At 70.5% G+C, this 22,916-nt stretch carries 19 protein-coding genes; 17 read left to right on the plus strand and 2 right to left on the minus strand.

What is annotated here, in order from left to right; translation table 11 throughout:
• Positions 1–42: 42 nt before the first annotated feature.
• Together ABZ824_RS22790 and ABZ824_RS22795 are read right to left on the minus strand one after the other, a co-directional pair.
• On the minus strand, positions 43–1,608 hold the full coding sequence (locus ABZ824_RS22790) for an NAD(P)/FAD-dependent oxidoreductase (RefSeq protein ID WP_356965188.1): 1,566 nt from the start codon (positions 1,606–1,608) through the stop codon (positions 43–45).
• A 7-nt stretch (positions 1,609–1,615) separates the two neighbouring features.
• Positions 1,616–2,227: an N-acetyltransferase gene (locus ABZ824_RS22795; protein WP_355079632.1), complete on the minus strand. Its 612-nt coding sequence runs from the start codon at positions 2,225–2,227 to the stop codon at positions 1,616–1,618.
• A 170-nt stretch (positions 2,228–2,397) separates the two neighbouring features.
• Between ABZ824_RS22795 and ABZ824_RS22800 the strand changes: the two genes are divergently transcribed.
• The 17 genes from ABZ824_RS22800 to ABZ824_RS22880 all read left to right on the plus strand — a co-directional run bounded on the left by ABZ824_RS22800 (position 2,398) and on the right by ABZ824_RS22880 (position 22,914).
• A complete protein-coding gene (locus ABZ824_RS22800) occupies positions 2,398–2,838 on the plus strand; it encodes an SAV_6107 family HEPN domain-containing protein (protein ID WP_355079634.1) in 441 nt (146 codons plus the stop codon).
• 328 nt (positions 2,839–3,166) lie between these two features.
• Positions 3,167–3,574: a DUF3040 domain-containing protein gene (locus ABZ824_RS22805; protein WP_039797093.1), complete on the plus strand. Its 408-nt coding sequence runs from the start codon at positions 3,167–3,169 to the stop codon at positions 3,572–3,574.
• Between the two features lie 403 nt (positions 3,575–3,977).
• Positions 3,978–4,409, plus strand: coding sequence for a division/cell wall cluster transcriptional repressor MraZ (mraZ, locus tag ABZ824_RS22810; RefSeq protein ID WP_355079635.1), 432 nt, complete (start codon positions 3,978–3,980; stop codon positions 4,407–4,409).
• A gap of 184 nt (positions 4,410–4,593) precedes the next feature.
• The gene (rsmH, locus tag ABZ824_RS22815) at positions 4,594–5,568 is read left to right on the plus strand and encodes a 16S rRNA (cytosine(1402)-N(4))-methyltransferase RsmH (protein WP_356965190.1); all 975 of its coding nucleotides are present in this window, start codon (positions 4,594–4,596) and stop codon (positions 5,566–5,568) included.
• A gap of 121 nt (positions 5,569–5,689) precedes the next feature.
• Positions 5,690–6,478 (plus strand): hypothetical protein, encoded by a 789-nt coding sequence (locus ABZ824_RS22820; protein WP_356965193.1) that lies wholly within the window; start codon positions 5,690–5,692, stop codon positions 6,476–6,478.
• Between the two features lie 128 nt (positions 6,479–6,606).
• Entirely contained in the window at positions 6,607–8,370 is a 1,764-nt protein-coding gene (locus ABZ824_RS22825) for a penicillin-binding protein 2 (protein WP_356965241.1), read from the plus strand.
• A gap of 347 nt (positions 8,371–8,717) precedes the next feature.
• Positions 8,718–10,238 (plus strand): UDP-N-acetylmuramoyl-L-alanyl-D-glutamate--2,6-diaminopimelate ligase, encoded by a 1,521-nt coding sequence (locus ABZ824_RS22830; protein WP_356965243.1) that lies wholly within the window; start codon positions 8,718–8,720, stop codon positions 10,236–10,238.
• Positions 10,235–11,773, plus strand: a complete 1,539-nt coding sequence (gene murF, locus ABZ824_RS22835; RefSeq protein ID WP_355079643.1) for a UDP-N-acetylmuramoyl-tripeptide--D-alanyl-D-alanine ligase — start codon at positions 10,235–10,237, stop codon at positions 11,771–11,773. The genes ABZ824_RS22830 and murF overlap by 4 nt, the downstream gene beginning before the upstream one ends.
• Entirely contained in the window at positions 11,770–12,846 is a 1,077-nt protein-coding gene (gene mraY, locus ABZ824_RS22840; protein WP_039797126.1) for a phospho-N-acetylmuramoyl-pentapeptide-transferase, read from the plus strand. Before murF ends, mraY begins: the two co-directional genes overlap by 4 nt.
• Positions 12,847–12,893: 47 nt before the next feature.
• Positions 12,894–14,351 (plus strand): UDP-N-acetylmuramoyl-L-alanine--D-glutamate ligase, encoded by a 1,458-nt coding sequence (gene murD, locus ABZ824_RS22845; protein WP_355079697.1) that lies wholly within the window; start codon positions 12,894–12,896, stop codon positions 14,349–14,351.
• Positions 14,352–14,601: 250 nt separating this feature from the next.
• Positions 14,602–15,981, plus strand: coding sequence for a putative lipid II flippase FtsW (ftsW, locus tag ABZ824_RS22850; protein WP_356965244.1), 1,380 nt, complete (start codon positions 14,602–14,604; stop codon positions 15,979–15,981).
• Positions 15,978–17,081, plus strand: a complete 1,104-nt coding sequence (gene murG / locus ABZ824_RS22855) for an undecaprenyldiphospho-muramoylpentapeptide beta-N-acetylglucosaminyltransferase (RefSeq protein ID WP_356965194.1) — start codon at positions 15,978–15,980, stop codon at positions 17,079–17,081. The genes ftsW and murG overlap by 4 nt, the downstream gene beginning before the upstream one ends.
• Positions 17,078–18,601 (plus strand): UDP-N-acetylmuramate--L-alanine ligase, encoded by a 1,524-nt coding sequence (gene murC / locus ABZ824_RS22860; protein WP_356965195.1) that lies wholly within the window; start codon positions 17,078–17,080, stop codon positions 18,599–18,601. Before murG ends, murC begins: the two co-directional genes overlap by 4 nt.
• Positions 18,602–18,688: 87 nt before the next feature.
• Positions 18,689–19,330: an FtsQ-type POTRA domain-containing protein gene (locus tag ABZ824_RS22865; protein ID WP_356965245.1), complete on the plus strand. Its 642-nt coding sequence runs from the start codon at positions 18,689–18,691 to the stop codon at positions 19,328–19,330.
• Positions 19,331–19,683: 353 nt separating this feature from the next.
• Positions 19,684–20,928, plus strand: a complete 1,245-nt coding sequence (gene ftsZ / locus ABZ824_RS22870; RefSeq protein WP_356965197.1) for a cell division protein FtsZ — start codon at positions 19,684–19,686, stop codon at positions 20,926–20,928.
• Positions 20,929–21,371: 443 nt separating this feature from the next.
• Entirely contained in the window at positions 21,372–22,100 is a 729-nt protein-coding gene (pgeF, locus tag ABZ824_RS22875; RefSeq protein WP_356965199.1) for a peptidoglycan editing factor PgeF, read from the plus strand.
• Positions 22,101–22,152: 52 nt separating this feature from the next.
• Entirely contained in the window at positions 22,153–22,914 is a 762-nt protein-coding gene (locus ABZ824_RS22880) for a YggS family pyridoxal phosphate-dependent enzyme (protein ID WP_356965201.1), read from the plus strand.
• Positions 22,915–22,916 lie beyond the last annotated feature (2 nt).

Raw genomic sequence — 22,916 nt, forward strand, 5'->3', positions numbered from 1 at the left:
GGAACCGTTCTGTCGCCTCGGGCGGCAGTTCGCCCGAATCCGTCACCGTCGCAGCCACCGCGACAACCTGGGCCGGTTCAGGTCGCGCAGCGCGAGCGCGGCGGCCGTCCGTCCGCTGGCGCCGGAGACGCCGCCGCCGGGATGGGTGGACGCGCCCGTCAGATACAGTCCCGGCGCGCCGGGCACCCGCTGCCCCGCCAGCTCGGGCAGCGGACGCCACAGCATCATCTGGTCGAGCGACATCTCCACGTGCATCACGTTGCCGCCGACGAGCCCGAGTTCGCGCTCCAGGTCCACGGGTGTCTGTACATGTCTGCGCAGCACCGTCTCCGCGAAACCGGGCGCGTAGGAATCGACTTCGGCGATGATCCGGTCGCCTTCCCGCTGCGCGAGGCCGGCCCAGTCCGCCCCGGAGGCCGGTCGGTACGGGTGCCATTGCGCCCACAGCGACAACTGGTGCTCGCCGGGCGGCGCGATGGTCGGATCCACGGCGCTGAAGCTCATGGCCAGCACGACCGGTCGCGGCGGGAGGTCACCCGCCAACGCCGCGCCGTGCGCACGACGCAACTGCGCGCGGTCGGACACCAGCAATTGCAGGCCGCGGGCGGAGTGATCGATCGGACTGCCGGGATAACGGGGCAGCGCCGAAGTGGCGGCCCGCACCACCATCCCGATCCCGGGACCGACGCGGATGCGCGTGCGCCAGTCGTCGAGCACCGCGCCGTCGAAGCCGCCGTCGCGGAGCAGGTCCAGAGTGGTCAGCACGTGGCAGCCCGCGATCACGGTGCTCGCGCTCAACTCTCGGCCCGAGGCGGTGCGCACCCGCCAGCGGTCCCCGTCGCGACGCAGGGCGGACACCGCGTCGCCCGCGGTCACCACCCCGCCGTCGGACCGCAGCCGCGCCACCAGCGCGGTGGTCAGCGCCCCGCTGCCGCCGACCGCGCGCCCCGGCGGCAGCGTGTGCATGAGCGCGGCGAAGCCGACCATCGGCGCCGTGCCCGGCTCCGACATCGGCGGCCCGGACTGCGCGCCGAACCAGGCCAGCGACGCCTTCAACCGTTCGTCCTCGAAGAACACGTCCAACAGGGCGTCGCCGGATTGCAGGAACTCCCGCGAGAGTGCGCTGCCGCCGTTCCTCGCGTCCAGTCCCCAGAACGACCGCACCAGCCTGCCCGGCGTAGGTGCGCCGCCGAACGCCCGCATCACCCTGGCGCTGCGCGGACCCCACACCCGGACGAACCGGCGGTAGGCGTCCGCGTCCCGCGGGCCGCAAGCCGCGGCGATGGAGGCGCAGGTCGCATCCAGGTCGCGATGGAACACCAGGGCGGGGCGATCCGCGTGCGCGGGCGTGAAACCCCATGGGTCGCAGTCGATGTACCGCAGGCCGAAACGGTCGAGTTCGAGGTCCTCGACGATGCCGGTGTGGCGGATCATGATGTGCGCCGACGAGCCGCGATCGACCCGGTGGCCGGGGAACCGCTCGACCGTCGACACCGCTCCGCCGAGGACCTCGTCGCGTTCGAGCACTTCGACCTCGTGCCCGGCGCGGGCGAGGTAGCACGCGGCCACCAAGGCGTTGTGGCCCGAGCCGACGACGATCACCGTCACGTGATCCTCACAGCGGCAGCCGCCTGCCGAGGATCGCGAACGGCCGGTTGTCGCCCGCGAAGACGAAATTGCGGACCACGTCGGTGAATCCCTGCCTGCGATACAACCGCCAGGCGCGGTTGTCCTCACCGGCGACCTCCGGCGTCGACAGCAGCACCGCCCGCTCGGTGCGGTCGCGCAGCAGCCGTTCCAGCAGCGTGCCGCCGATGCCGCGGCCCTGCGCGGCTGGATGCACATGCAGCTCGGTGAGCTCGAAGTAGTCCGAGAGCAGTTCGCGCGCGGAATGTTCCGGCCAACCCGAACGCCGCATTCCGCTGTGCACCTGCTGATGCCACCACTGGTGCGCGGCGCCGCGATAGCCGTAGGCGATCGCCACGATCGGCGCGTGGCGCAGATCGATCCGGCCGGAGTCGTCGGGCAGCACCGCGGCGACCGCCTGCCAGCCGGGCCGGGTGGTGTGCTCGGTCCACATCGGCGCGCGATGGTTCTCGGTCCCGCGCGGATAGTCCATGGCGGCCACGTAGACCGCCAGCGCGTCGTGCAGCCGGGAGCGCAGGGCCGCCACCGAGAGATCGATGACGGCGGGTGCGGGAGTGTGATTGGGCTTGACGGCGGTCATGGCTCTCGTCGGTCGCGCGGACGCGGAAAGTTGTCGGTGGGCGTCTCTATATTGAAGCTCAATTCAAACGTTCGAATACCTGTTCGGTCCGGGCGGTGCTGGAAAGCGGTGGGGCACGCCGTCTCCAGCGCCGCATACGGGCCAAGGTACGCGAGGGTGGAGGGACGGCGATGTCTGGTCGAGTGGAACATCCGGGCCGGCCCGGCCGGGCCGGCAAGTTGCTGGAGCGCGCGGACGGGTTGCTCATGCAGGCGGCGGGGGAACGAGATCCGCGAGAACGGTTCCGCACCGCCTACCTGGCGGCGCTGCGCGGGGCGGGCGCGGTGATCGCGCTCACGGGCGCCGACACCGCGCCGAGGGCGCGCTCGCGCAACGCGTGGGTGCTGATGCAGCGCGCCGCGCCGGAATTCGTGATGTGGGCGGACTACTTCAGCGCGCGGTCGGAGATCCGGGCGGCACTGGAGGCGGGCCTGGACCGGAATGTCGACGAACACGAGGCGGACGAGTTCTCTTCGCGGGTGGCGGCATTCCTCCACGACGTGGAAGATCTCCTCGCGGCATCGGCCCGGTTGCGGCCCGCCCCTGGAATGACCGGCGGTATGACCGCTTAGTTATCGGCGTGTTGGCCTACCTTCACCTTCGCCCCGGCGACGGGCGGGCTGGTTACGGACTGGCTCCGACTGTGCCCATGAGGCGTACCTTCGCCTCGCTGCGGCCATGCGCGGGCTGATGACGGACTGGCTCCGACTGTGCCCATTAGGCGTACCCCCGCCTTCGCTCCGGCCATGCGCAGGCTGATGACGGACTGGCTCCGACTGTGCCCATTAGGTGGTCTGGCCCTGATCGAACTCGTATCATTGGTGACAGATGGCCGCCAAGGTCGGCTATCTGTCGTCTACCCGGAGGCGACAGCCACGTCCTAGTGCCGGGGGAGGTACCGTGCCACTCTCCGAGCACGAGCAGCGCATGCTCGAACAGATCGAGAGCGCTCTCTATGCTGAGGATCCCAAGTTCGCCTCGTCCGTCCGCGGCGGACGGCTACGTTCGACCTCGAGTCGTCGCAGACTCCAGGCCGCGGCGTTGTTCGTCCTCGGCCTCTTTCTCCTCGTCGCAGGCATCGCAGCGCCCGTGAAGCCCGGCGGCTTTCCGATCATCAGCCTGATCGGGTTCATCGTGATGTTCGGTGCAGGCGTGCTCCTGCTGCTGGGCACCTCCAAGAGCATCGCCAAGAACGACCGGTCCGGCGGGCAGGCGTCCTCCGGCGGCGGGCGAGGGCGCCAGCGCAAGTCCGGCGGTTTCTCCGAGCGTATGGAGGATCGCTTCCGGCGGCGGTTCGAGCAGGAATAGCTCGCCCGTAGCCTGACAACTTCAGCACGACCGGCGACGCCGCACCGCGATGGTGCGGCGTCGCCGGTTCGTGTGTGCAACCGATCACGCCGCGAATGATCTTCGGGTCCGACTTCCCCCTCGCCCCACACCTCCCCACGAACTTCCCCCAGTTCGCCCCCTCCGGTGCCACACCAGGGGGTTTGCTGGGTGTTTTCGGGCGTTTGTCGCCTGGGGCGGCGCGTGTCGGCAGAACTCGCGAAAGTTCTCCACGCCGGTGATAGCTGACATGACCTGCGGAATCGTCTGAGTCGGGAGCCAGATCACCGCTTGTTTCGATTGAAAGTGGGGGAAAGTGGGGTAATGTGGAGCGCGCAGTACTGAAGGGCCGACCATCGAGGTGATCGAATAGGGAGGTATCGAGATGTTTCTCGGTACCTACACACCTCGCTTGGACGACAAGGGGCGACTCACGTTGCCTGCGAAGTTTCGAGACGATCTGGCGGGAGGGTTGATGGTCACGAAGGGGCAGGACCACAGCCTTGCCGTGTACCCGAAAGAGGAGTTCACCGCGCTCGCCCGGCGGGCCGCGGCCGCGTCTCGAAGCAATCCGCAGGCCCGTGCGTTCGTCCGGGCACTCGCGGCCGGAACGGACGAGCAACGTCCGGACGCGCAGGGCCGGATCGTGTTGTCCGCCGACCATCGTCGCTACGCCAACCTGGACAGGGATTGCGTGGTGATCGGTTCGGTCGACTTCCTGGAGATTTGGGACAAGCAGGCGTGGGAGTCCTACCTCGCCGAGCACGAGGAGGACTTCTCGCAAGCCAGAGACGAGTCGCTGGGCGGAATCTTCTAGCCGCGGGCGCGCGAGTGCCACGCGGTCTCTGCCCGGACGCGGACCCTGACGTACTTCCCCGACGCCAGGTGCCGAAAGTTCGGTCAGAGACCACGGGGCATTCGTGTCCGTATGGAAAGCACTGTGTATCAAGGCGACCCGTGTGCGGTGCGCGACGACGCGAGGCAGACTCCGGGAGGTCTAGGTGAACCGTGAACAGCGCGGTCCCCGCCATGTTCCGGTTCTGCTGGAGCGAGCCGACGCGCTGCTCGGTCCGGCGTTGGCCGAGCCGGGCGCGGTCTACGTCGACGCGACACTCGGCCTCGGCGGTCACGCCGAGCATTTCCTGAGCACCTACCCGGGCCTCCGTCTCATCGGGCTCGACCGCGACACCACCGCGTTGAAGCTGGCAGGCGAGCGGCTCGAGCCGTTCGCGGACCGAATCACGTTGGTGCACACCCGCTACGACGGCATCGTCGACGCGTTGGCGGAGGCCGGCTTGCCCGCCACCGGTTCGGTCTCGGCGATCCTGATGGACCTGGGCGTCTCCTCCATGCAGTTGGACGAGGCCGACCGCGGCTTCGCGTATTCCGTCGACGCCCCGCTGGACATGCGGATGGACCCGACCAGCGGGCCCACCGCCGCCGATGTGCTCAACACCTACAGTCACGGCGATCTGACCCGGGTACTGCGGACCTACGGAGAGGAACGCTTCGCGAGCCGGATCGCCGCCGAGGTGATCCGGCGTCGGCAGAGCAAACCGTTCCACACCAGCGCCGAGCTGGTGGAGCTGCTGTACGCCACGATTCCTGCGGCGACGCGCCGCACCGGAGGGCATCCGGCCAAGCGCACGTTCCAAGCGCTGCGGGTGGAGGTCAACGGGGAGCTCGACTCGTTGCGAGTCGCGCTGCCCGCCGCGCTCGCCGCGCTGCGGGTGGGCGGCCGCATCGTCGTCATGTCCTACCAATCGCTGGAGGACAAGGTGGTCAAGCACGAGCTCGCCGCCCACACCGCGTCCAGGACGCCGGTGGGCCTGCCGGTCGAGCTTCCCGGCATGGGACCGGAGTTCCGGATGCTGACCCGTGGCGCGGAGAAGGCGACCGAGCAGGAGGTCGAGGACAACCCGCGGGCGGCCCCGGTACGCATGCGCGCCGCCGAGCGGATCCAGGAGGCGCGGTGAGCGAGCAGTGCCCGCATCGCGCCGGCCGGGTGCGGATGTCCCGCAGCGGTAGCGGAGGCCGGATGAGACAGCGGAGCGCTGTGCTCGCCCGGCATCCCCGGAGGACAGAGGAGGGGAATCTATGAGCGTGCGGACGAGGACCGTCGAAGCGCCGGGCCGGGTCGCCCGGCGGGTCCAGGACGCCGAGCGGGTGAAGTCGGGCGCGGCGCAACGCGCCTATGCCCGGCGGCGAATGCGCGAAAGTGGTTCGGACAGCGCGTTCCTGCCCACCGTGCGGCGCTCGGCGATGGCGGCGCGCATCCCGTTCGTCACGGCGATCATCGCCCTGCTCGGTTGCGGCCTCGCGCTGACCTTGCTGCTGACCACCCGTGCCGCCGAGGACAGCTATCAACTCGGCGACGCGCGGGCGACGAACCGGCGGCTGGCCGACGAGCGCGCGGCCCTGCAGCGCGAGGTCGAGGTCGCCGATTCGGCCCCCGAACTGGCCCTGCGGGCGCGTGAACTGGGCATGATCCCGGCCAAGGACCCGGCTCGCCTGCTGGTCGGTCCGGACGGCTCGGTCACGGTGATCGGCAAGCCCGCCCCGGCCGAGGGCACTCCCGTGCCGCCGCTGAACGCCTCGCCTTCCGCGCGGTCGCCGAGAGGGGAGCGGGTGGTGCCGGTCACCACCACGCCCGGTGCTCCGGTGCCGGGTCAGCCGAACACGGGATCGCAGAACAACGCGCAAGTGAACCCGGCGCCCACGGCCGCGAGCCCGGCCCCGACTTCGGCGATCAACCCGCCACAGCCCGGGGTGCCCGCGGCTTCGGTCACACCGCAGGCCACTTCGCCCCAGCCGCCCGCGGAAGCGTCGCCGCAGCAGGAAGCCGCGCAGGCCCCGGAGGCGGTGCCCGACGGAGCCCCGCAGTGACGCATCCCAGGCCCGCGCCGCGCAGGCGCGGGCCCTCGGCGCCCCGCACCACCGGCGGGCCGCGGCCACCGCGCTCAGCTGTCTCGGACGGCCCGCTCCGGTTGCGCCTCGGCGTCGGACGAGTGGTCATGTTCGTCGCGCTCGCGGTCGTCGCGCTGCAACTGCTGTGGGTGCAGAGCGTCGCCGCGCCGGGACTGTCGGCCCAAGCGGCCAGCCAGCGCACCACCCATCAGCCCGACCCGGCCATCCGCGGGCCGATCACCGACCGCTACGGCAAAGCGCTGGCCTTCACCGTGTCGGCCAAGGCGCTGCATTTCCGGCCGGTCGCGGTCCGGAAGGAACTGGCGGACGCCAAGGCCAAGAACGACAAGGCGCCCGATCCGGATCAGCGGCTGCGCGACATCGCGCGCACCATCCACGAGAAGCTCGGCAAAGACGCGCCCGCGGAAGCGGAGCTGCTGGCCAAGCTGAACAGCGACGAGCAGTTCGTGTTCCTCGCCCAAAATGTCGATCCGCGCATCGCGGACGAGATCACCGATAAATATCCGCAGGTGGGCTCCGACCAGCAGAGCCCCCGGGTCTACCCCGGCGGGTCGCTGGCGGCGAATGTCGTCGGCGCTGTCGGTTGGGACGGTCACGGGCAGATCGGGCTGGAGTCGTCGCTCGACTCGGTGCTGGCCGGTACCGACGGATCGCACACCTACGATCGCGGCTCGGACGGCGCGGTCATTCCCGGCAGTTGGCGCGACGAGCAGCCCGCGGTCAACGGGTCCGCCGTGGAGCTCACCTTGGACTCCGATCTGCAGTACTACGTGCAGCAGCAGGTGCAGCAGGCCAAAGACGTCTCCGGTGCGGGTTCCGCTTCGGCCGTCGTCCTGGACGCCAAGACCGGGCAGGTCCTGGCGATGGCCAACGACAACACCTTCAATCCCGACCTGGGACCGCAGAAGTGGGCCAATGCCCAGCTGAGCAACCCGTCGGTCACGGACGTGTTCGAGCCCGGCTCGGTGAACAAGATCGTCACGGCGGCCGCGGCCATCGACTACGGCCTGACCGATCCCGACGAGGTGCACCAGGTGCCCGGCGCGATCCAGATGGCGGGTGTCACGGTGCACGACGCGTGGTCGCACGGCGTCGAGCCCTACACGACCACCGGAATCTTCGGCCGCTCTTCCAATGTGGGCACGCTGATGCTCGCGCAGCGCGTGGGCGAGGATCGCTTCGCCGACATGGCGCACCGGTTCGGGCTCGGGCAGCGCACGGGCATCGGCCTGCCGGGCGAGAGCGCGGGCCTGATGCCGGACCGGGATCAGTGGTCCGGCGGCACCTTCGCCAATCTCCCTATCGGCCAAGGTCTTTCGATGACTACGCTGCAGATGGCCGGGATGTATCAGGCGATCGCCAACGACGGTGTCCGCATTCCGCCGCGGATCGTGCGGGCGAGGATCGCGCCGGACGGCGCCCGCACCGAGGAGACCCAGCCGGACGGCGTGCGGGTGGTGAGCAAGCAGACCGCCGCCACCTTGCGGACGATGTTCCAGGCGGTGGTGCAGCGTGACCCCATGAACGCCAACCAGAACGGCACCGGATGGCCCGCGGCCATCACGGGCTACCAGGTGGCGGGCAAGACCGGTACCGCGCAGAAGGTCGATCGCAATTGCCGGTGCTACTCCACGTCGTCGTTCTGGATCACGTTCGCGGGCATGGTTCCCGCGGAGAATCCTCGGTACGTGATCGGCCTCATGCTCGACGCGCCCGTGCGCAGTTCGGACGGATCCGGGGGCGGTTCGGTGGCTCCGCTGTTCCACAACATCGCCTCGTGGGCCCTGCAGCGCGACCGCATCCCGCCGTCCGTCCAGCCGTCCAGGCAATTCGTCTTGCAGGCAGGGTGATCGATCCGCTCCGGGGATGTGCGGTCGGTAGCGAAGACATCGGATCGGTGTGGAGGAAGCAGCAGGTGAGTGCGGTGTTCGAGGGGCATAGGCCGACGACGGCCCGCCGTGCGCGCCGCGTCCTCGCCCGGTGGCGTCCGAGTGCCGCGTGGCGCGGTCCGGGCCGGGCGGGCGAACCCGTAGGGTGCGGTGGGCGACCTCCCCGGCGTTGCGACGGGGCGCATGGTCCCGCCGTGACCGGTCGCCGGTAACCTGACACGTCGATCGCCGCCCCCGAAAGGAGCCTGGTTTCTGTGCAGTCCGGTCAACCGCGCGCATTGCGGCCAGAGCATTCGCCGTCAACGCCGCTGGCGTCGCTGGCCGCCGTCATCGGGGCCACGACGAGCGCCGAATCGGACGTGGCGGTCACCGGCATCGAGCAGCGCTCGGATGCCGTGCTGCCCGGTGACCTGTTCGCCGCACTGCCCGGGGCCCGCGCGCACGGGGCGCGTTTCGCGCGCGACGCCGTCGCCCGCGGCGCGGTCGCGGTACTGACCGACGCGGCGGGTGCGGAACTGGCCGGTCCGCTCGAGGTGCCGGTGCTGGTGCGGGAGAATCCGAGGGCGGTGCTCGGCGAGCTGTCGGCCACGATCTACGGCAATCCGTCCGAGCGGCTGCGCATCGTCGGGATCACCGGAACCTCGGGCAAGACCACGACCTCCTACCTGGTGGAGGCGGGCCTGGCCGCCGCGGGGCTGTCCACCGCGCTGATCGGCACGATCGAGACCAGGATCGGCGGCAGGCGGGTGCCGAGCGCGCTGACCACTCCGGAGGCGCCGCAGCTGCACGCGATGTTCGCGCTGATGGTCGAGCAGGGCGTGGACGCGGTGGTGATGGAGGTATCCAGCCACGCGCTGACGCTGGGCCGGGTGGACGGAGTTCGGTTCGCGGTGGGCGCGTTCACCAATCTGTCCCAGGACCACCTCGACTTCCACGCCGACTTCGAGGACTACTTCGCCGCCAAACGCAAGCTGTTCGAACCAGATTCGCCGGTCGCGGCCCGCACCGCCGTCGTCTGCGTGGACGACGAGTGGGGGCGGCGGCTGGCCGCCGGCCTGCCGAACCCGGTCACCGTCTCGACCACCAGGACCGCCGCCTGGAGCGTCACCGGCGCGGTGTCGGCGCACGGCGGCGAACAAGACTTCACCGCGGCCGGTCCGCAGGGCGAAACTCCCGTACGCCTTCGGCTTCCCGGCCGCTACAACGTCGCCAACGGCCTGCTCGCGGTGGCGGTGTGCGCCGCGGCGGGCGTCGAGCCGTCGATCGCGGCTCCGGCGCTGGCGACCGTGGACGTGCCCGGCCGCATGCAGCGGGTGGAGCGCGGACAGGACTTCTTGGCGATCGTCGACTACGCGCACAAGCCCGCGGCGTTGGAGTCCGTGATAGCCACGCTGCGTGGTCATCTCGCGGCCGACACCGCGGGACGGCTCGCGGTGGTGGTCGGCGCGGGCGGCGACCGGGACGCGGCGAAGCGGCCGCTGATGGGCGCCGTAGGCGCGCGGGGCGCCGATCTGCTGATCATCACCGACGACAACCCGCGCACAGAGGATCCGGCGGCCATCCGCGCCGCCCTCGGCTCCGGTGCACTGGAGGTCCCGGAAGCCGAACGCGGCGAGGTGCGGGAGATCGGAGACCGAGCGGAGGCCATCGCCGCGGCGGTGGCGTGGGCGCGCCCCGGTGACGTGGTGCTGATCGCGGGCAAGGGACATGAGGCAGGGCAGGAGATCCAGGGCGTGAAGCACCCGTTCGACGACCGCGACGTACTCGCGGCCGCATTGGAAAGACGCAGTCCGCAAGGTAACCACGCGGAGGACTTGACGGTTTCATGATCGAGATGACACTGCGGGAGATCGCGGAGGTCGTCGGCGGCACGCTGCACGACGTCGCAGACCCGGAGGTGCGAGTGACCGGCGCGGTCGAATTCGACTCGCGCCGAATCGGTTCCGGCGATCTGTTCCTGGCGCTGCCGGGTGAGCGCTCCGACGGCCACGACTACGCGGGCGCGGCCGTCGCCGCGGGCGCGGTGGCGGTGCTTGCGGCGCGGCCGGTGGGCGTGCCCGCCATCGTGGTCACGCCAGGCGGCGGCGACGTGCCGTCGAGTTCGGTCGCGCTCAGCCACGATGCGGACGGATCCGGCGCCGCCGTGCTGACCGCGCTCGCCGCGCTCGCCCGCGCCAGCGTGTCGCGTCTCGCCGCCGACGGCGGGCTCACCGTCGTCGGCGTCACCGGCTCGTCCGGCAAGACCTCCACCAAGGATCTGCTGGCCGCCGTCCTGGCGCCGCTGGGCACGGTGGTGGCCCCGCCTGGGTCGTTCAACAACGAACTCGGCCACCCGTGGACGGCGTTGCGCGCCGACGCGGGCACCCGCTTCCTGGTGCTGGAGCTGTCCGCGCGCGGGCCCGGGCACATCGCGGCGCTGGCTGAGGTGGCGCCGCCGAGCATCGGCGTGGTGCTCAACGTCGGCACCGCGCATCTCGGCGAGTTCGGCAGCCGCGAGGCCATCGCCAAGACCAAGGGCGAGCTGGTCGAGGCGCTGCCGCCCACCGGGCTCGCCGTGCTCAACGCCGACGATCCCCAGGTCGCCGCGATGGCCTCGCGCACATCGGCGCGGGTGGTGACCGTCGGGCAGGCCGCGACCGCCGACGTGCGGGCCACCGACATCCGGCTGGATGACCAGGCCAGGGCCGCGTTCACCGTGCACACGTCCGCGGGCAGCGCCCAGGTGCGCCTGGCCGTGCACGGCGAGCACCACGTGGGCAACGCGCTGTCGGCGATCGCGGTCGCGCTGGAATGCGGCGCCGATCTGGACACCGCCGTCGCCGCGCTGTCCGACGCGCGCGCCGCGTCCGCCCGCCGGATGGACGTGCGGACCACCGCGGACGGGATCACCGTCGTCAACGACTCCTACAACGCCAATCCGGACTCGGTCCGCGCCGCGCTCAAAGCGCTGGTGAGCATGGCGCGCGCGGCCGAGACGCCGCGGCGCAGCTGGGCGGTGCTGGGCGAGATGGGCGAACTCGGCGAGGAATCCGTCCTGGAGCACGACGCCATCGGGCGGCTCGCGGTGCGGTTGGACGTCAGCCGGGTGGTCGCCGTCGGCACCGGCAGACCCGCCCGCGCGCTGCACCAGGGGGCGGTGATGGAAGGGTCCTGGGGCGAGGAATCGGTCCTCGTGCCCGACATCGCGGCCGCGATCGCGCTGCTCGAGCAGGAAGTGGCCCCCGGCGACGTGGTGCTGGTCAAGGCATCGAAGTCGGTCGGCCTGTGGGAGGTCGCCGAGCATCTGACCGACCCGGCCGCCGTGGCCGCACGCGGCGGCGCGGCGGACAACGGGGTGGGACAGGACACGGAGGCAGCAGGATGAGACAGATTCTCTTCGCCGCGGCGATCGCGCTGACGGTCTCGATCCTGCTCACCCCGCTGCTGATCCGGTTGTTCGCCAAGCAGGGCTTCGGGCAGGAGATCCGGGTCGACGGTCCCGCCAGCCATCAGGCCAAGCGCGGTACGCCGACGATGGGCGGCGTCGCCATCCTGGTCGGCATGTGGGCCGGATACCTGGGCTCCCACCTGATCGGCATCGGTTACGACGCCGACGGGCCGTCGGCGTCGGCGTTGCTCGTGCTCGGGCTGGCCACGGCGCTGGGCGCGGTGGGTTTCGTCGACGATTTCATCAAGATCCGCAAGCAGCGCAACCTGGGCCTGACCGCGGCGGGCAAGTATCTCGGCCAGCTGTCCTCGGCCGTGATCTTCGGCATCCTCGCCTTGCAGTTCCGCGGCGGCAGCGGGCTGACGCCCGCCAGCAGGCACCTGTCCTACGTGCGCGACATCAGCACGGTGACCATGGGCGTGGTCGTGTTCCTGGTGTTCGTCTGCTTCGTGGTGGTCGCCTGGTCCAACGCGGTGAACCTCACCGACGGACTCGACGGGCTGGCCGCCGGATCGATGAGCCTGGTGCTGGGCGGATACGTGATCATCACGTTCTGGCAGTACTACCACGCCTGCGAGACCAAGCCCGAGACCGGCTGCTACAACGTGCGCGATCCGCTGGATCTCGCGCTGGTCTGCGCCGCTGGCGCGGCGGCGTGCGTCGGGTTCCTGTGGTGGAACGCCGCACCGGCCAAGATCTTCATGGGCGACACCGGTTCGCTCGCGCTGGGCGGCCTGCTGGCAGGCCTGTCCATCACCACCCGCACCGAGCTGCTGATGATCGTCATCGGCGCGCTGTTCGTCGCCGAGACGGCGTCGGTGGTGCTGCAGGTCGCGGTCTTCCGCACCACGCGCAACCGGCTGTTCAAGATGGCGCCGTTCCACCATCACTTCGAGCTCAGCAAATGGGCCGAGACGACGGTGATCATCAGATTCTGGCTGCTGGCCGCGATGGCCTCCGCCGTCGGGCTCGGGCTGTTCTACAGCGAATACCTCTCCGCGGTCGGGTGAACGAGATGGTCGAACATTCTCCGCGGGCTCTGCGCACCCCAGGGCCCATGCTGGAATTCCTACGCGGACGCGACGTCCTGGTCGCGGGCTGGGGCGTGTCGGGACGCTCGCTGGTGGAACCGCTGCGCGACATCGGCGCGCGTCCGGTGGTGACCGACGGCGGCGCAGCGGCTCTGGCCGAGGCGGCCGGGCTCGGGCTGGACGTCGCCACCACCGCGGAACTGGAGAACGCGGACTGGAGCCGGTTCGCGCTGGTGATCACCAGCCCGGGCTGGCGGCCGGACTCGCCGGTGCTGGCGTCCGCGGTCGCGGAGGGTACGCCGGTGTGGGGCGACGTGGAGTTCTCCTGGTGGGTCGATCAGGCCAGGATCTACGGTCCGGTGCGCAAATGGCTGGTCGTCACCGGCACCAACGGCAAGACCACCACGACCCAGATGACCCACGCGATCCTGCGCGCGGCGGGCATCGCCAGCGTCGCGTGCGGCAACATCGGCCTGCCCATCCTGGACGCGTTGCGGCGCAACCCCGGTCCGCAGGTGCTCGCGGTGGAGCTGTCGTCGTTCCAGCTGCACTGGGCGCCGTCGGTGCGTCCGGAGGCGGGTGTCGTGCTGAACGTGGCCGAGGATCACCTGGATTGGCACGGTGGCCTGGACGCCTACGCCGCGGCCAAGGCCAGGGCGCTGGTCGGCCGGGTCGGCGTGGTCGGCCTGGACGATCCGGTCGCGGCCTCGCTGGCCCGCAAGTCCAAGGCGCGCCGGACCGTCGGGTTCCGGGTGGGCGTGCCCGCCGACGGCGAGCTCGGCGTGGTGGACGGCAAGCTGCTCGACCGCGCGTTCACCAAGGCCGCGATCCTGGCCGAGGTCGGCGACATCAGCCCGCCCGGTCCCGCCGGCGTCGCCGACGCACTCGCCGCCTCCGCGTTGACCAGGGCGATCGACGTCGCGCCGCAGTTCGTCCGGGAAGGCTTGATCGAGCACAAGGTCGGCCCGCACCGCGCGGCGTTCGTCCGCGAGCTGTCCGGCGTCGAGTTCGTCGACGACTCCAAGGCCACCAATCCGCACGCCGCGCGCTCATCGATCCTGGCGCATCCGCAGGTGATCTGGGTGGCCGGTGGCCAGCTGAAGGGCGCGCACGTCGACGACCTCGTCGAGGAGGTCGCCGACCGCCTGGTCGCGGCGGTGCTGATCGGCGCCGACGCACCGGTGCTCGCGGCCGCGTTGGCGCGACACGCGCCCGAGGTCCCCGTCGTCGAGCTGATCGCGGGAGACGATGCAGGGATGGGTGACGAAGCGTCGAGGGCCGCCGCGGCCGACGCCGTCATGGCGCGGGCCGTGCGAGCGGCCGCCGGGTTCGCCCGCCGCGGCGACACCGTGCTGCTGGCTCCGGCCGCCGCGTCGCTGGACATGTTCGCCGATTACACCCACCGGGGTCGCAGTTTCGCCCAGGCGGTGCACGCCCTGGAAGACGGTGACCTCGGAACCACCGATATCGGGGGTTTGCGATGACTGCCGACCGGGGCGGGCGGGGTATCGACACCCGCCCCGGTCGGTCGAGTCGCTTTCGCGGACGCGCAAGCATCCTCCGCGTCCGCTGGTTCGGTGCGACAGTGGTGCTACCGGCGTGGGCCGCGGGTGCCTCGTGACTTCGGGCAACGGCAGGCGGTGGACCGGTAAGGCGGCCCGGACCTCGGGCGCACGAGAAGCCGGTGCGCCATCCCGGCGTGGCCGCGGCGTAGGGACGGGTCCCGGTTCGTGGCTGGCACGGCCGCTCGCGTCCTTCCATCTCGTCGTCACCATCGCCACGCTGCTGACGGCCCTCGGACTGGTCATGGTCCTGTCCGCGTCCGGCGTCGTCGAGTACGCCGAGGGCGGGTCGGCGTACTCCCTGTTCATCCAGCAGACGTTGTTCGCGGCGATCGGCGCGGTGCTGTTCTATCTGGCCCTGCGCGTTCCGCTGCGCCTGTTGCGCCAGGCGTCGTTCCCGCTGTTCGCGATCTCGGTGCTGGCGCTGGTGCTCGTGCTCATTCCGGGCATCGGCACCAGCGTGCAGGGCGCGCGCCGCTGGCTGATCCTCGGTCCCGTCTCGGTGCAGCCGTCCGAGGTCGTGAAGGTGACCTTGATCGTCTGGGGCGCGCACTTGCTGGTTTCCCGGCGAGCGATGGGTTCGAGTCTGCGGGACATCCTGGTGCCGCTCGTCCCGGCGGGTGTGCTGGTCTGTCTGTTGATCGTGGTCCAGCCGAATCTCAGCACCACGGTCGCGGTGGGCATCATCCTCGGCGCCTTGCTGTGGTTCGGCGGACTTCCGATCCGGCTGTTCGTGACGATCGCGGTTTCCGGTGTCGTCGCCGCGGGCGTGCTCGCCATGTCCGCCGGTTACCGGTCGAATCGGGTCCGGTCCTTCTTCAATCCGGGCTCCGATCCGCAGGGCGACAACTATCAAGCTCGACAGGCCCTGTATTCCCTTGCCGACGGAGGGATCTGGGGCAGGGGCCTGGGACAGAGCCGGGCCAAGTGGAGCTACTTGCCGAACGCCCACAACGACTTCATCTTCGCGATCATCGGGGAGGAGCTGGGCTTTCTCGGTTGCGCACTGGTGCTGGGCCTGTTCGCCTTGTTCGTCTACACGGGACTGCGCATCGCCAGCCGGTCGGCGGATCCGTTCCTGCGGCTGCTGACCGCCTCCGCGACCACGTGGATCGCCGGACAGGCCATGATCAACATCGGGTATGTCGTCGGTCTGCTGCCGGTCACCGGGCTGCAGCTGCCACTGGTGTCCGCCGGCGGCTCATCGCTCGCGATCACCTTGCTGATGTTCGGGCTGATCGCCAACGCGGCCAGGCACGAGCCGGAAGCCGTCGCGGCGCTGCACGCCGGACAGGACGGTCGTTTCAGTAGGCTGTTGCGGTTGCCCAAACCCGAGGTGTACGCGCCGGCTCGGGCGAGCGCCCGACGTGGCTGGGCGCCGCGGCCGTCCGATCGCGGATCTTCGGCGCTGCCGCAGGGCAGGCGGGGGCGTGCGGAACCGGCGCGCCGCCGCTCGCCGGAGAGTCGCGGCACCAGCTCGGCGCGTGCCACCAGGGCTTGGGAACCCAGTTATCCGGTCAATCACGCAAGAGAACGGGGAAGATCCAGGTGATCTCGGTAATCGTCGCGGGCGGCGGCACGGCGGGCCACATCGAACCGGCACTGGCGGTGGCCGACGCGTTGCGGCGGCTCGACGATTCCATCCGGGTGACGGCGCTGGGCACCGAACGCGGTCTGGAGACCCGCCTGGTTCCCGAGCGCGGCTATCCGCTCGAGCTCATCCCTCCGGTTCCGCTGCCCCGCAAGCCCACCGCCGATCTGCTGCGGTTACCCGGTCGGGTGCGCGCCTCGGTGGCGGCCACCAGGGCGGTCATCGATGCGGTCGAGGCCGACGTCATCATCGGTTTCGGCGGATACGTGGCGCTTCCGGCGTATCTCGCCGCCGGCGCGGGCGTGCTGCGCCGCAGACGCCCGGTGCCGGTGGTGGTGCACGAGGCCAACGCCAAGGCCGGTATCGCGAACAAGGTCGGTGCCCGCCGCGCCGCTCGGGTGCTCGCGGCGGTCCCGGACTCCGGCCTGGCGGACGCGCGGGTGGTTGGCATTCCGGTGCGCGAATCGATCACCGGACTGGACCGCGCCGCACTGCGGGCCGAGGCGCGGGAGCACTTCGGCCTTCCGTCCGAAGGCCCGGTACTGCTGGTCTTCGGCGGTTCCCAAGGCGCGCGGACGCTCAACGACGCGGTCTCGGGCGCCGCGCCCCAGCTGGCCGCCGCGGGCATCTCGGTGCTGCACGCGCACGGGCCCAAGAACACCATCGACGTGGACGGATCCGCCGTGGACGGCGCTCGCTACGTCGCCGTGCCGTACCTGTCCCGGATGGACCTCGCCTACGCCGCCGCCGACGCGGTGGTCTGCCGATCGGGCGCGATGACCGTCGCGGAGGTCTCGGCGGTCGGGCTGCCCGCGTTCTACGTGCCGCTGCCGCACGGTAACGGGGAACAGGAACTCAACGCTCGGCCCGTGGTGCGCCAGGGCGGTGGCAGAATTGTCCCCGACTCCGAGTTGACGCCGAAGTACGTGATCGATGAGGTGATTCCGCTGCTCATGGACTCCGCACGGCTGACCGAGATGGGCCGGGCCGCCGCAGGCGCCGGGCACCGCGACGCCGCCGACGAGGTGGCGCGGATCGCGCTGGAGGTGGCGCGCCGATGAGCGACACGACCGCAGATCGGGTGGTCCAGGACGCGGGCGCCGAACGGACCGCGCTGCCCCCGGAGCTGGAGCGTGTGCACATGGTCGGCATCGGCGGGGCCGGGATGTCCGGCATCGCGCGGATCCTGCTCGCCCGCGGCGGCGCGGTGTCGGGGTCGGACGCCAAGGAGAGCCGCGGCGTGCTGGCGCTGCGCGCTCGCGGCGCTCAGGTGCGGATCGGGCACGACGCCACCGCCTTGGACCTGCTACCCGGCGGCCCGACCGCGGTCGTCACCACTTACGCCGCCATTCCGAAGACCAACCCGGAGCTGGTCGAGGCCAACCGGCGCGATATCCCGGTGCTGCTGCGCCCCACGGTGCTGGCCTCGCTGATGCGGGGGCATCGCACCTTGCTCGTGTCCGGTACGCACGGCAAGACGTCCACCACCTCCATGCTCATCGTGTCGTTGCAGCACTGCGGGTTCGATCCGTCGTTCGCGGTGGGCGGCGAGCTGAACGAGGCGGGCACCAACGCCCACCACGGGACCGGTGACATCTTCGTGGCAGAAGCCGACGAGAGCGACGGCTCGCTGCTGCAATACGACCCGGACGTCGCCGTGGTCACCAACATCGAGTCCGATCACCTGGATTTCTTCGGCTCCGACGAGGCCTACGTGCAGGTCTTCGACGACTTCGCCGACCGCCTCGCCGCTGGCGGCCTGCTGGTGGTGTGCCTGGACGATCCGGGCTCGCTGGCACTGGCCGAGCGCGTCGGTGCGCGCTTGGCCGAGCGAAACGTCCAAGTCCTCGGCTACGGCTCCGGCGAACTCGCCGACGCGCCGGTCCCGGTGGGCGCCCGGCTGCACAGCTGGGAGCCGCGGGACGTCGGCGGCATCGCGCAATTCCAGCTCACCGACGAGGCCGCGCCGCGCACGCTGCGCCTGTCGGTGCCGGGCAGGCATATGGCGCTCAACGCGCTCGGCGCCCTGCTCGCCGCCCGGGCCACCGGCGCCGATGTCGGCGAGATCATCCAGGGCCTGGAAGGGTTCGGCGGTGTGCACCGCCGGTTCCAGTTCGCCGGTCGGGAGAACGGGGTGCGGGTGTTCGACGACTATGCCCACCACCCCACCGAGGTGCGCGCCGTGCTCGGCGCCGCCGCCGAACTGGTCCAGCAGGAGGCCCGCGACGGAGCCCGGTCCAGGCAGGGCCGGGTCATCGTGGTCTTCCAGCCACATCTCTACAGCCGGACCGCGACCTTCGCCCAGGACTTCGGCGCCGCGCTCAGTCTGGCCGACGAGGTCGTCGTGCTCGATGTCTACGGCGCGCGGGAGAAGCCGCTGCCGGGCGTGAACGGAGCGCTGGTGGCGCAATCGGTGACCAAGCCGGTGCACTACCAGCCGGACATGTCCCGGGTCGGGCGCCAGGTCGCGGGGCTGGCGTTGCCGGGCGACGTGGTGATCACCATGGGCGCGGGCGACGTGACGATGCTGGGCGGTCAGATTCTCGACGGATTACGGGCGCGTCCCCAGCACGGACGGTGACCCGGCGTGCGCGGGGTCGGGTCGGCGCGCGCGGCCGGGCGCCGCGCGGGTGATCGGTTCGGTGAGCTCGACTGGCGCCGAATTCGCCTGTGGGGATTGCTGAGCGTGTGCGTCCTTGCAGTGCTCTGTGCGCTCGCCTGGTTCACCCCGGTGCTCTCGGTGCGCACCGTGCGAATCGAGGGGGCGGTGGCGGTGCCCGAACAACAAGTGCGGGATGTGCTCGAAATTCCTTCCGGCCGCTCGATCTTGCGGATCGACACCAATGCCGTGGCACGCCGGGTGGCGAGCATTCCGAAGGTACGCACGGCACGGGTGCAGCGGGTGTTTCCGTCCACGGTTCGGGTGACGGTCGTCGAGCGCGCCGCGGTGTTGTTCTACGACAGCAGGGAAGGCGCGCATCTGCTGGACGCAGACGGCGTGGAATTCGCGGTCGAGCCGGCTCCGATCGGCGTGCCGAAGTTGATCGCCGATCATCCCGGCGGCGCCGATCCGGTGACCAGGGCTGCGGTCTCGGTGATCGCCATCGTGCCGCCTGCGCTGGCGGTTCAGGTGAGCGAGGTTGTGGCACGGTCCATTTCGGATATTTCGCTGAATCTGAAGGGCGGCCGCACGGTACTCTGGGGCGGGAGCGACGACGCCGAACGAAAGGCGGCGGTCGTGTTGCCGTTGTTGACGCGCCCCGGAACGGTGTTCGATGTGTCGAGTCCCAATCTGGTCACGGTAAAGTGATCCACACCCATTGCGCCCAGGTAATTTTCGGCGGTCCGGGAGTTGTTCCGGCGCCGAGAAGGGAGCCGGGGGGCAACCGTTCACCATACGACGTGTGGAGCGGCGAGACGAGCGGGATCACGCAAGATTCTGGCTCTCGTTTCGGCGCGCCTGCGCGCGTATCGCGTCGGCTGCGAATAGCGTTCCGCACCAGTCGGATACTTGACATAACGCTAACCCTATGGTTGAGCTTTAGGGTTTGCCCGAGCCGCGGTTCGCTTCTCGTAGCGATTCAACCCCCGGAACGGGCCGAAAAGGCGGCGTGCCGAGCATCCGGAAACGACAGGCTTTAGATCGAAGGAAGGCGAGAGCCCATGACGCCCCCGCACAACTACCTTGCGGTGATCAAGGTCGTCGGTATCGGCGGCGGCGGTGTGAATGCCGTCAACCGGATGATCGAGCAGGGACTCAAAGGTGTCGAGTTCATCGCGGTCAACACCGACGCCCAGGCGTTGCTGATGAGCGATGCCGACGTCAAGCTCGACGTCGGCCGCGAGCTGACCCGAGGTCTCGGAGCAGGCGCCGACCCCGAGGTCGGCCGCAAGGCCGCCGAGGACCACAAGGACGAGATCGAAGAGGTGCTCAAGGGCGCCGACATGGTCTTCGTGACGGCGGGTGAGGGCGGCGGCACCGGTACCGGCGGCGCCCCGGTCGTCGCGCAGATCGCGCGCAAGCTCGGCGCGCTCACCATCGGCGTGGTCACCCGCCCGTTCTCCTTCGAGGGCAAGCGGCGCGGGAATCAGGCCGAGGTCGGGATCAATCTGCTGCGCGAATCGTGCGACACGCTGATCGTCATCCCGAACGACCGGCTGCTGCAGCTCGGCGACGCGGCGGTGAGCCTGATGGACGCGTTCCGCTCCGCCGACGAGGTGCTGCTCAACGGTGTGCAGGGCATCACCGACCTGATCACCACCCCCGGTCTGATCAACGTCGACTTCGCCGACGTCAAGAGCGTGATGTCCGGCGCGGGCAGCGCGCTGATGGGCATCGGTTCGGCGCGCGGCGAGGGCCGCTCGGTGAAAGCGGCCGAGTCGGCGATCAATTCGCCCCTGCTGGAAGCCTCCATGGACGGCGCGCACGGCGTGCTGCTGTCGATCGCGGGCGGGTCCGATCTCGGGCTGTTCGAGATCAACGAGGCGGCTTCGCTGGTGCAGGAGGCCGCGCACATCGAGGCCAACATCATCTTCGGCACCGTGATCGACGACTCGCTCGGCGACGAGGTGCGGGTCACCGTGATCGCGGCGGGCTTCGACGGCGGCGGCCCGGCCCGGCGCACCTTCGAGACGTCGGGTCGCAGCACCATCGGCACCGCGCGGTCCGGTGAGATCGGGCAAAGCCGAACCAGCGAGTTGACCGCGCGAAACAGCGACAGCACGCCGAGCACGTCCGTCACGGGTACGGCGGGCCGCGGCACTTTGCCGAGCTACCGGGACACCGAACGGCCGCGCACCCTGGGCGAGCCGTCGGTGACGAGCGGCACGCGACCGCACATCACGCCGCCGGATGCCGACGACGATGACGACGACGTGGACGTGCCGTCGTTCATGCGGAGGGGCTAGGCGTACCTCCGCCTTCGCTCCGGCCATGCGCGTGCTGCGTACCTCCGCCTTCGCTCCGGCCATGCGCGTGCTGCGTACCTCCGCCTTCGCTCCGGCCGTGCGCGTGCTGCGTACCTCCGCGTTCGCTCCGGCCATGCGCGGGCTGAAGACGGACTGCGTCCGGCAGCACCCAGCAGGCGCTGGAATCCGGTTCCGGCGCAGGCCCGGACCGAGTTGGAAAGAGCGATCCCGGCCCGCGCCGGGACGCGTCGGAGGGACACGCCGAAGCGGTCCCGAAGCGCGACTGTGGACAGGAATTCGGGGGACGCCGGTGCGGGGGCCGGCCGGGCGGGACCGGGCGCCGAGGCGCCCGATACGACGCGACTGATTCCGTCCCGGGGGAATATTCGCTCTCTACCTGGGCATTTCGACGCCCTTTACCGAGCGCCACTACGCTCGTCGCCATGACTATCGCGCCGACCATCACTGTCCGACGGGTCACCACGACCAGGTCCGGAGGCTTCTCGGCGCCACCCTACGACTCGTTCAATCTGGGCGACCACGTCGGCGATGATCCGACGGCCGTGCGGCGCAACCGCGACCGGCTGGCCGAGGGCATCGGCCTGCCGCCGGAGCGCCTGGTCTGGATGGAACAGATCCACGGCCGCAATGTGGAGATCGTCGACGGGCCGCGCGCCGAACCGGTCCCGGCCACCGACGCGCTCGTGACCACCGTGCCGGGTCTCGCGCTGGTCGTGCTCACCGCCGACTGCGTGCCCATCCTGCTGTCCGACGACGAGGCGGGCGTGATCGCCGCGGTGCACGCGGGGCGGATCGGCGCTCGCATCGGCATCGTGCCGCGTGTGCTCGACGCGATGGTCTCGGTCGGCGCGCGCCTGGATCGGGTCGGCGCGCTGCTCGGGCCCGCCGCCTCCGGCCGTCAGTACGAGGTTCCCGCCGCCATGCGCGCCGACGTCGAAGCGCATCTGCCCGGCAGTGCGACCACCACGGTCCGCGGCACGCCGGGACTGGATCTGCGCGCGGGCATCTCCCGGCAGCTCACCGAGGCAGGCGTCGGCGCGATCGCGGTGGACCCGCGGTGCACCATCGAGGACCGCACCTTGTTCAGCCATCGCCGTGGCGCGCCGACCGGCCGGATCGGCGGCGTGATCTGGATGGAGGCCGCCGCGTGACCGCGCGAACCGCCCGTCTGGTCGACGCGCCGTGCGCCGAGGAGGCGCGCGCATGAGCGCCGAAGCCGGGACCGCGGTGGACGGCGCACTCGCCGCCAGGACCGCCGAGCTGTCGGACAACCTGGCCGGTCTGCTCGCTCGCATCGACGCGGCGTGTCGCGCCGCGGGTCGGTCGCCGGATTCGGTGCGGCTGCTGCCGGTGACGAAATTCTTCCCGGCTTCGGACGTGGCGATCCTGCATCGGCTCGGCCGGCGCGAGTTCGGCGAGTCGCGGGAGCAGGAGGCGGCCGCCAAGGTGGCGGCGTTACGTGAGGAAGACCTCTCCGGCATCCGCTGGCACATGATCGGGCGGTTGCAGCGGAACAAAGCGCGCAGTGTCGCCCGCTGGGCGCACACCGTTCACTCGGTCGACAGCGAACGTCTGGCAACCGCTCTGAACGCCGGCGCGGTGGCTGCGCTGGAGGCGGGCGAACGCACCGAACCGCTGCGGGTGTTGCTCCAGGTGAGCCTGGACGACGACCCCGCGCGAGGGGGTGTCACGGCCGCTGATCTTCCCGTGCTCGCGCAACGGATTGCGGACGCTCCGGGATTACGTTTGTCGGGTCTGATGGCCATTCCACCCTTGGGTTCGGAGTCCGATGCCGCATTTGCGCGACTTGCGATGTTGCACACGTTGTTGGTCGCCGATCATCCGGACGCGACAGAGCTTTCCGCGGGAATGTCGGGGGATCTGGAATGCGCGATCGAACATGGTTCGACGGTTGTGCGTGTCGGTACCGCCTTGATGGGTATGCGACCGATAACCTCGGGCTAGCA

This window comes from Nocardia sp. NPDC047038, from assembly GCF_040644075.1.
Lineage (GTDB): Bacteria > Actinomycetota > Actinomycetes > Mycobacteriales > Mycobacteriaceae > Nocardia > Nocardia sichangensis.

Excerpts from the sequence above, each read along its gene's own strand:
- murD (WP_355079697.1), top strand. The coding sequence starts at position 12,894 with ATGCTGGAATTCCTACGCGGACGCGACGTCCTGGTCGCGGGCTGGGGC.
- mraZ (WP_355079635.1), top strand. The coding sequence starts at position 3,978 with ATGTTTCTCGGTACCTACACACCTCGCTTGGACGACAAGGGGCGACTC.
- ABZ824_RS22795 (WP_355079632.1), bottom strand. The coding sequence starts at position 2,227 with ATGACCGCCGTCAAGCCCAATCACACTCCCGCACCCGCCGTCATCGAT.
- murF (WP_355079643.1), top strand. The coding sequence starts at position 10,235 with ATGATCGAGATGACACTGCGGGAGATCGCGGAGGTCGTCGGCGGCACG.
- ABZ824_RS22880 (WP_356965201.1), top strand. The coding sequence starts at position 22,153 with ATGAGCGCCGAAGCCGGGACCGCGGTGGACGGCGCACTCGCCGCCAGG.
- mraY (WP_039797126.1), top strand. The coding sequence starts at position 11,770 with ATGAGACAGATTCTCTTCGCCGCGGCGATCGCGCTGACGGTCTCGATC.
- ABZ824_RS22820 (WP_356965193.1), top strand. The coding sequence starts at position 5,690 with ATGAGCGTGCGGACGAGGACCGTCGAAGCGCCGGGCCGGGTCGCCCGG.
- pgeF (WP_356965199.1), top strand. The coding sequence starts at position 21,372 with ATGACTATCGCGCCGACCATCACTGTCCGACGGGTCACCACGACCAGG.
- ftsZ (WP_356965197.1), top strand. The coding sequence starts at position 19,684 with ATGACGCCCCCGCACAACTACCTTGCGGTGATCAAGGTCGTCGGTATC.
- ABZ824_RS22800 (WP_355079634.1), top strand. The coding sequence starts at position 2,398 with ATGTCTGGTCGAGTGGAACATCCGGGCCGGCCCGGCCGGGCCGGCAAG.
- murC (WP_356965195.1), top strand. The coding sequence starts at position 17,078 with ATGAGCGACACGACCGCAGATCGGGTGGTCCAGGACGCGGGCGCCGAA.
- ABZ824_RS22825 (WP_356965241.1), top strand. The coding sequence starts at position 6,607 with ATGTTCGTCGCGCTCGCGGTCGTCGCGCTGCAACTGCTGTGGGTGCAG.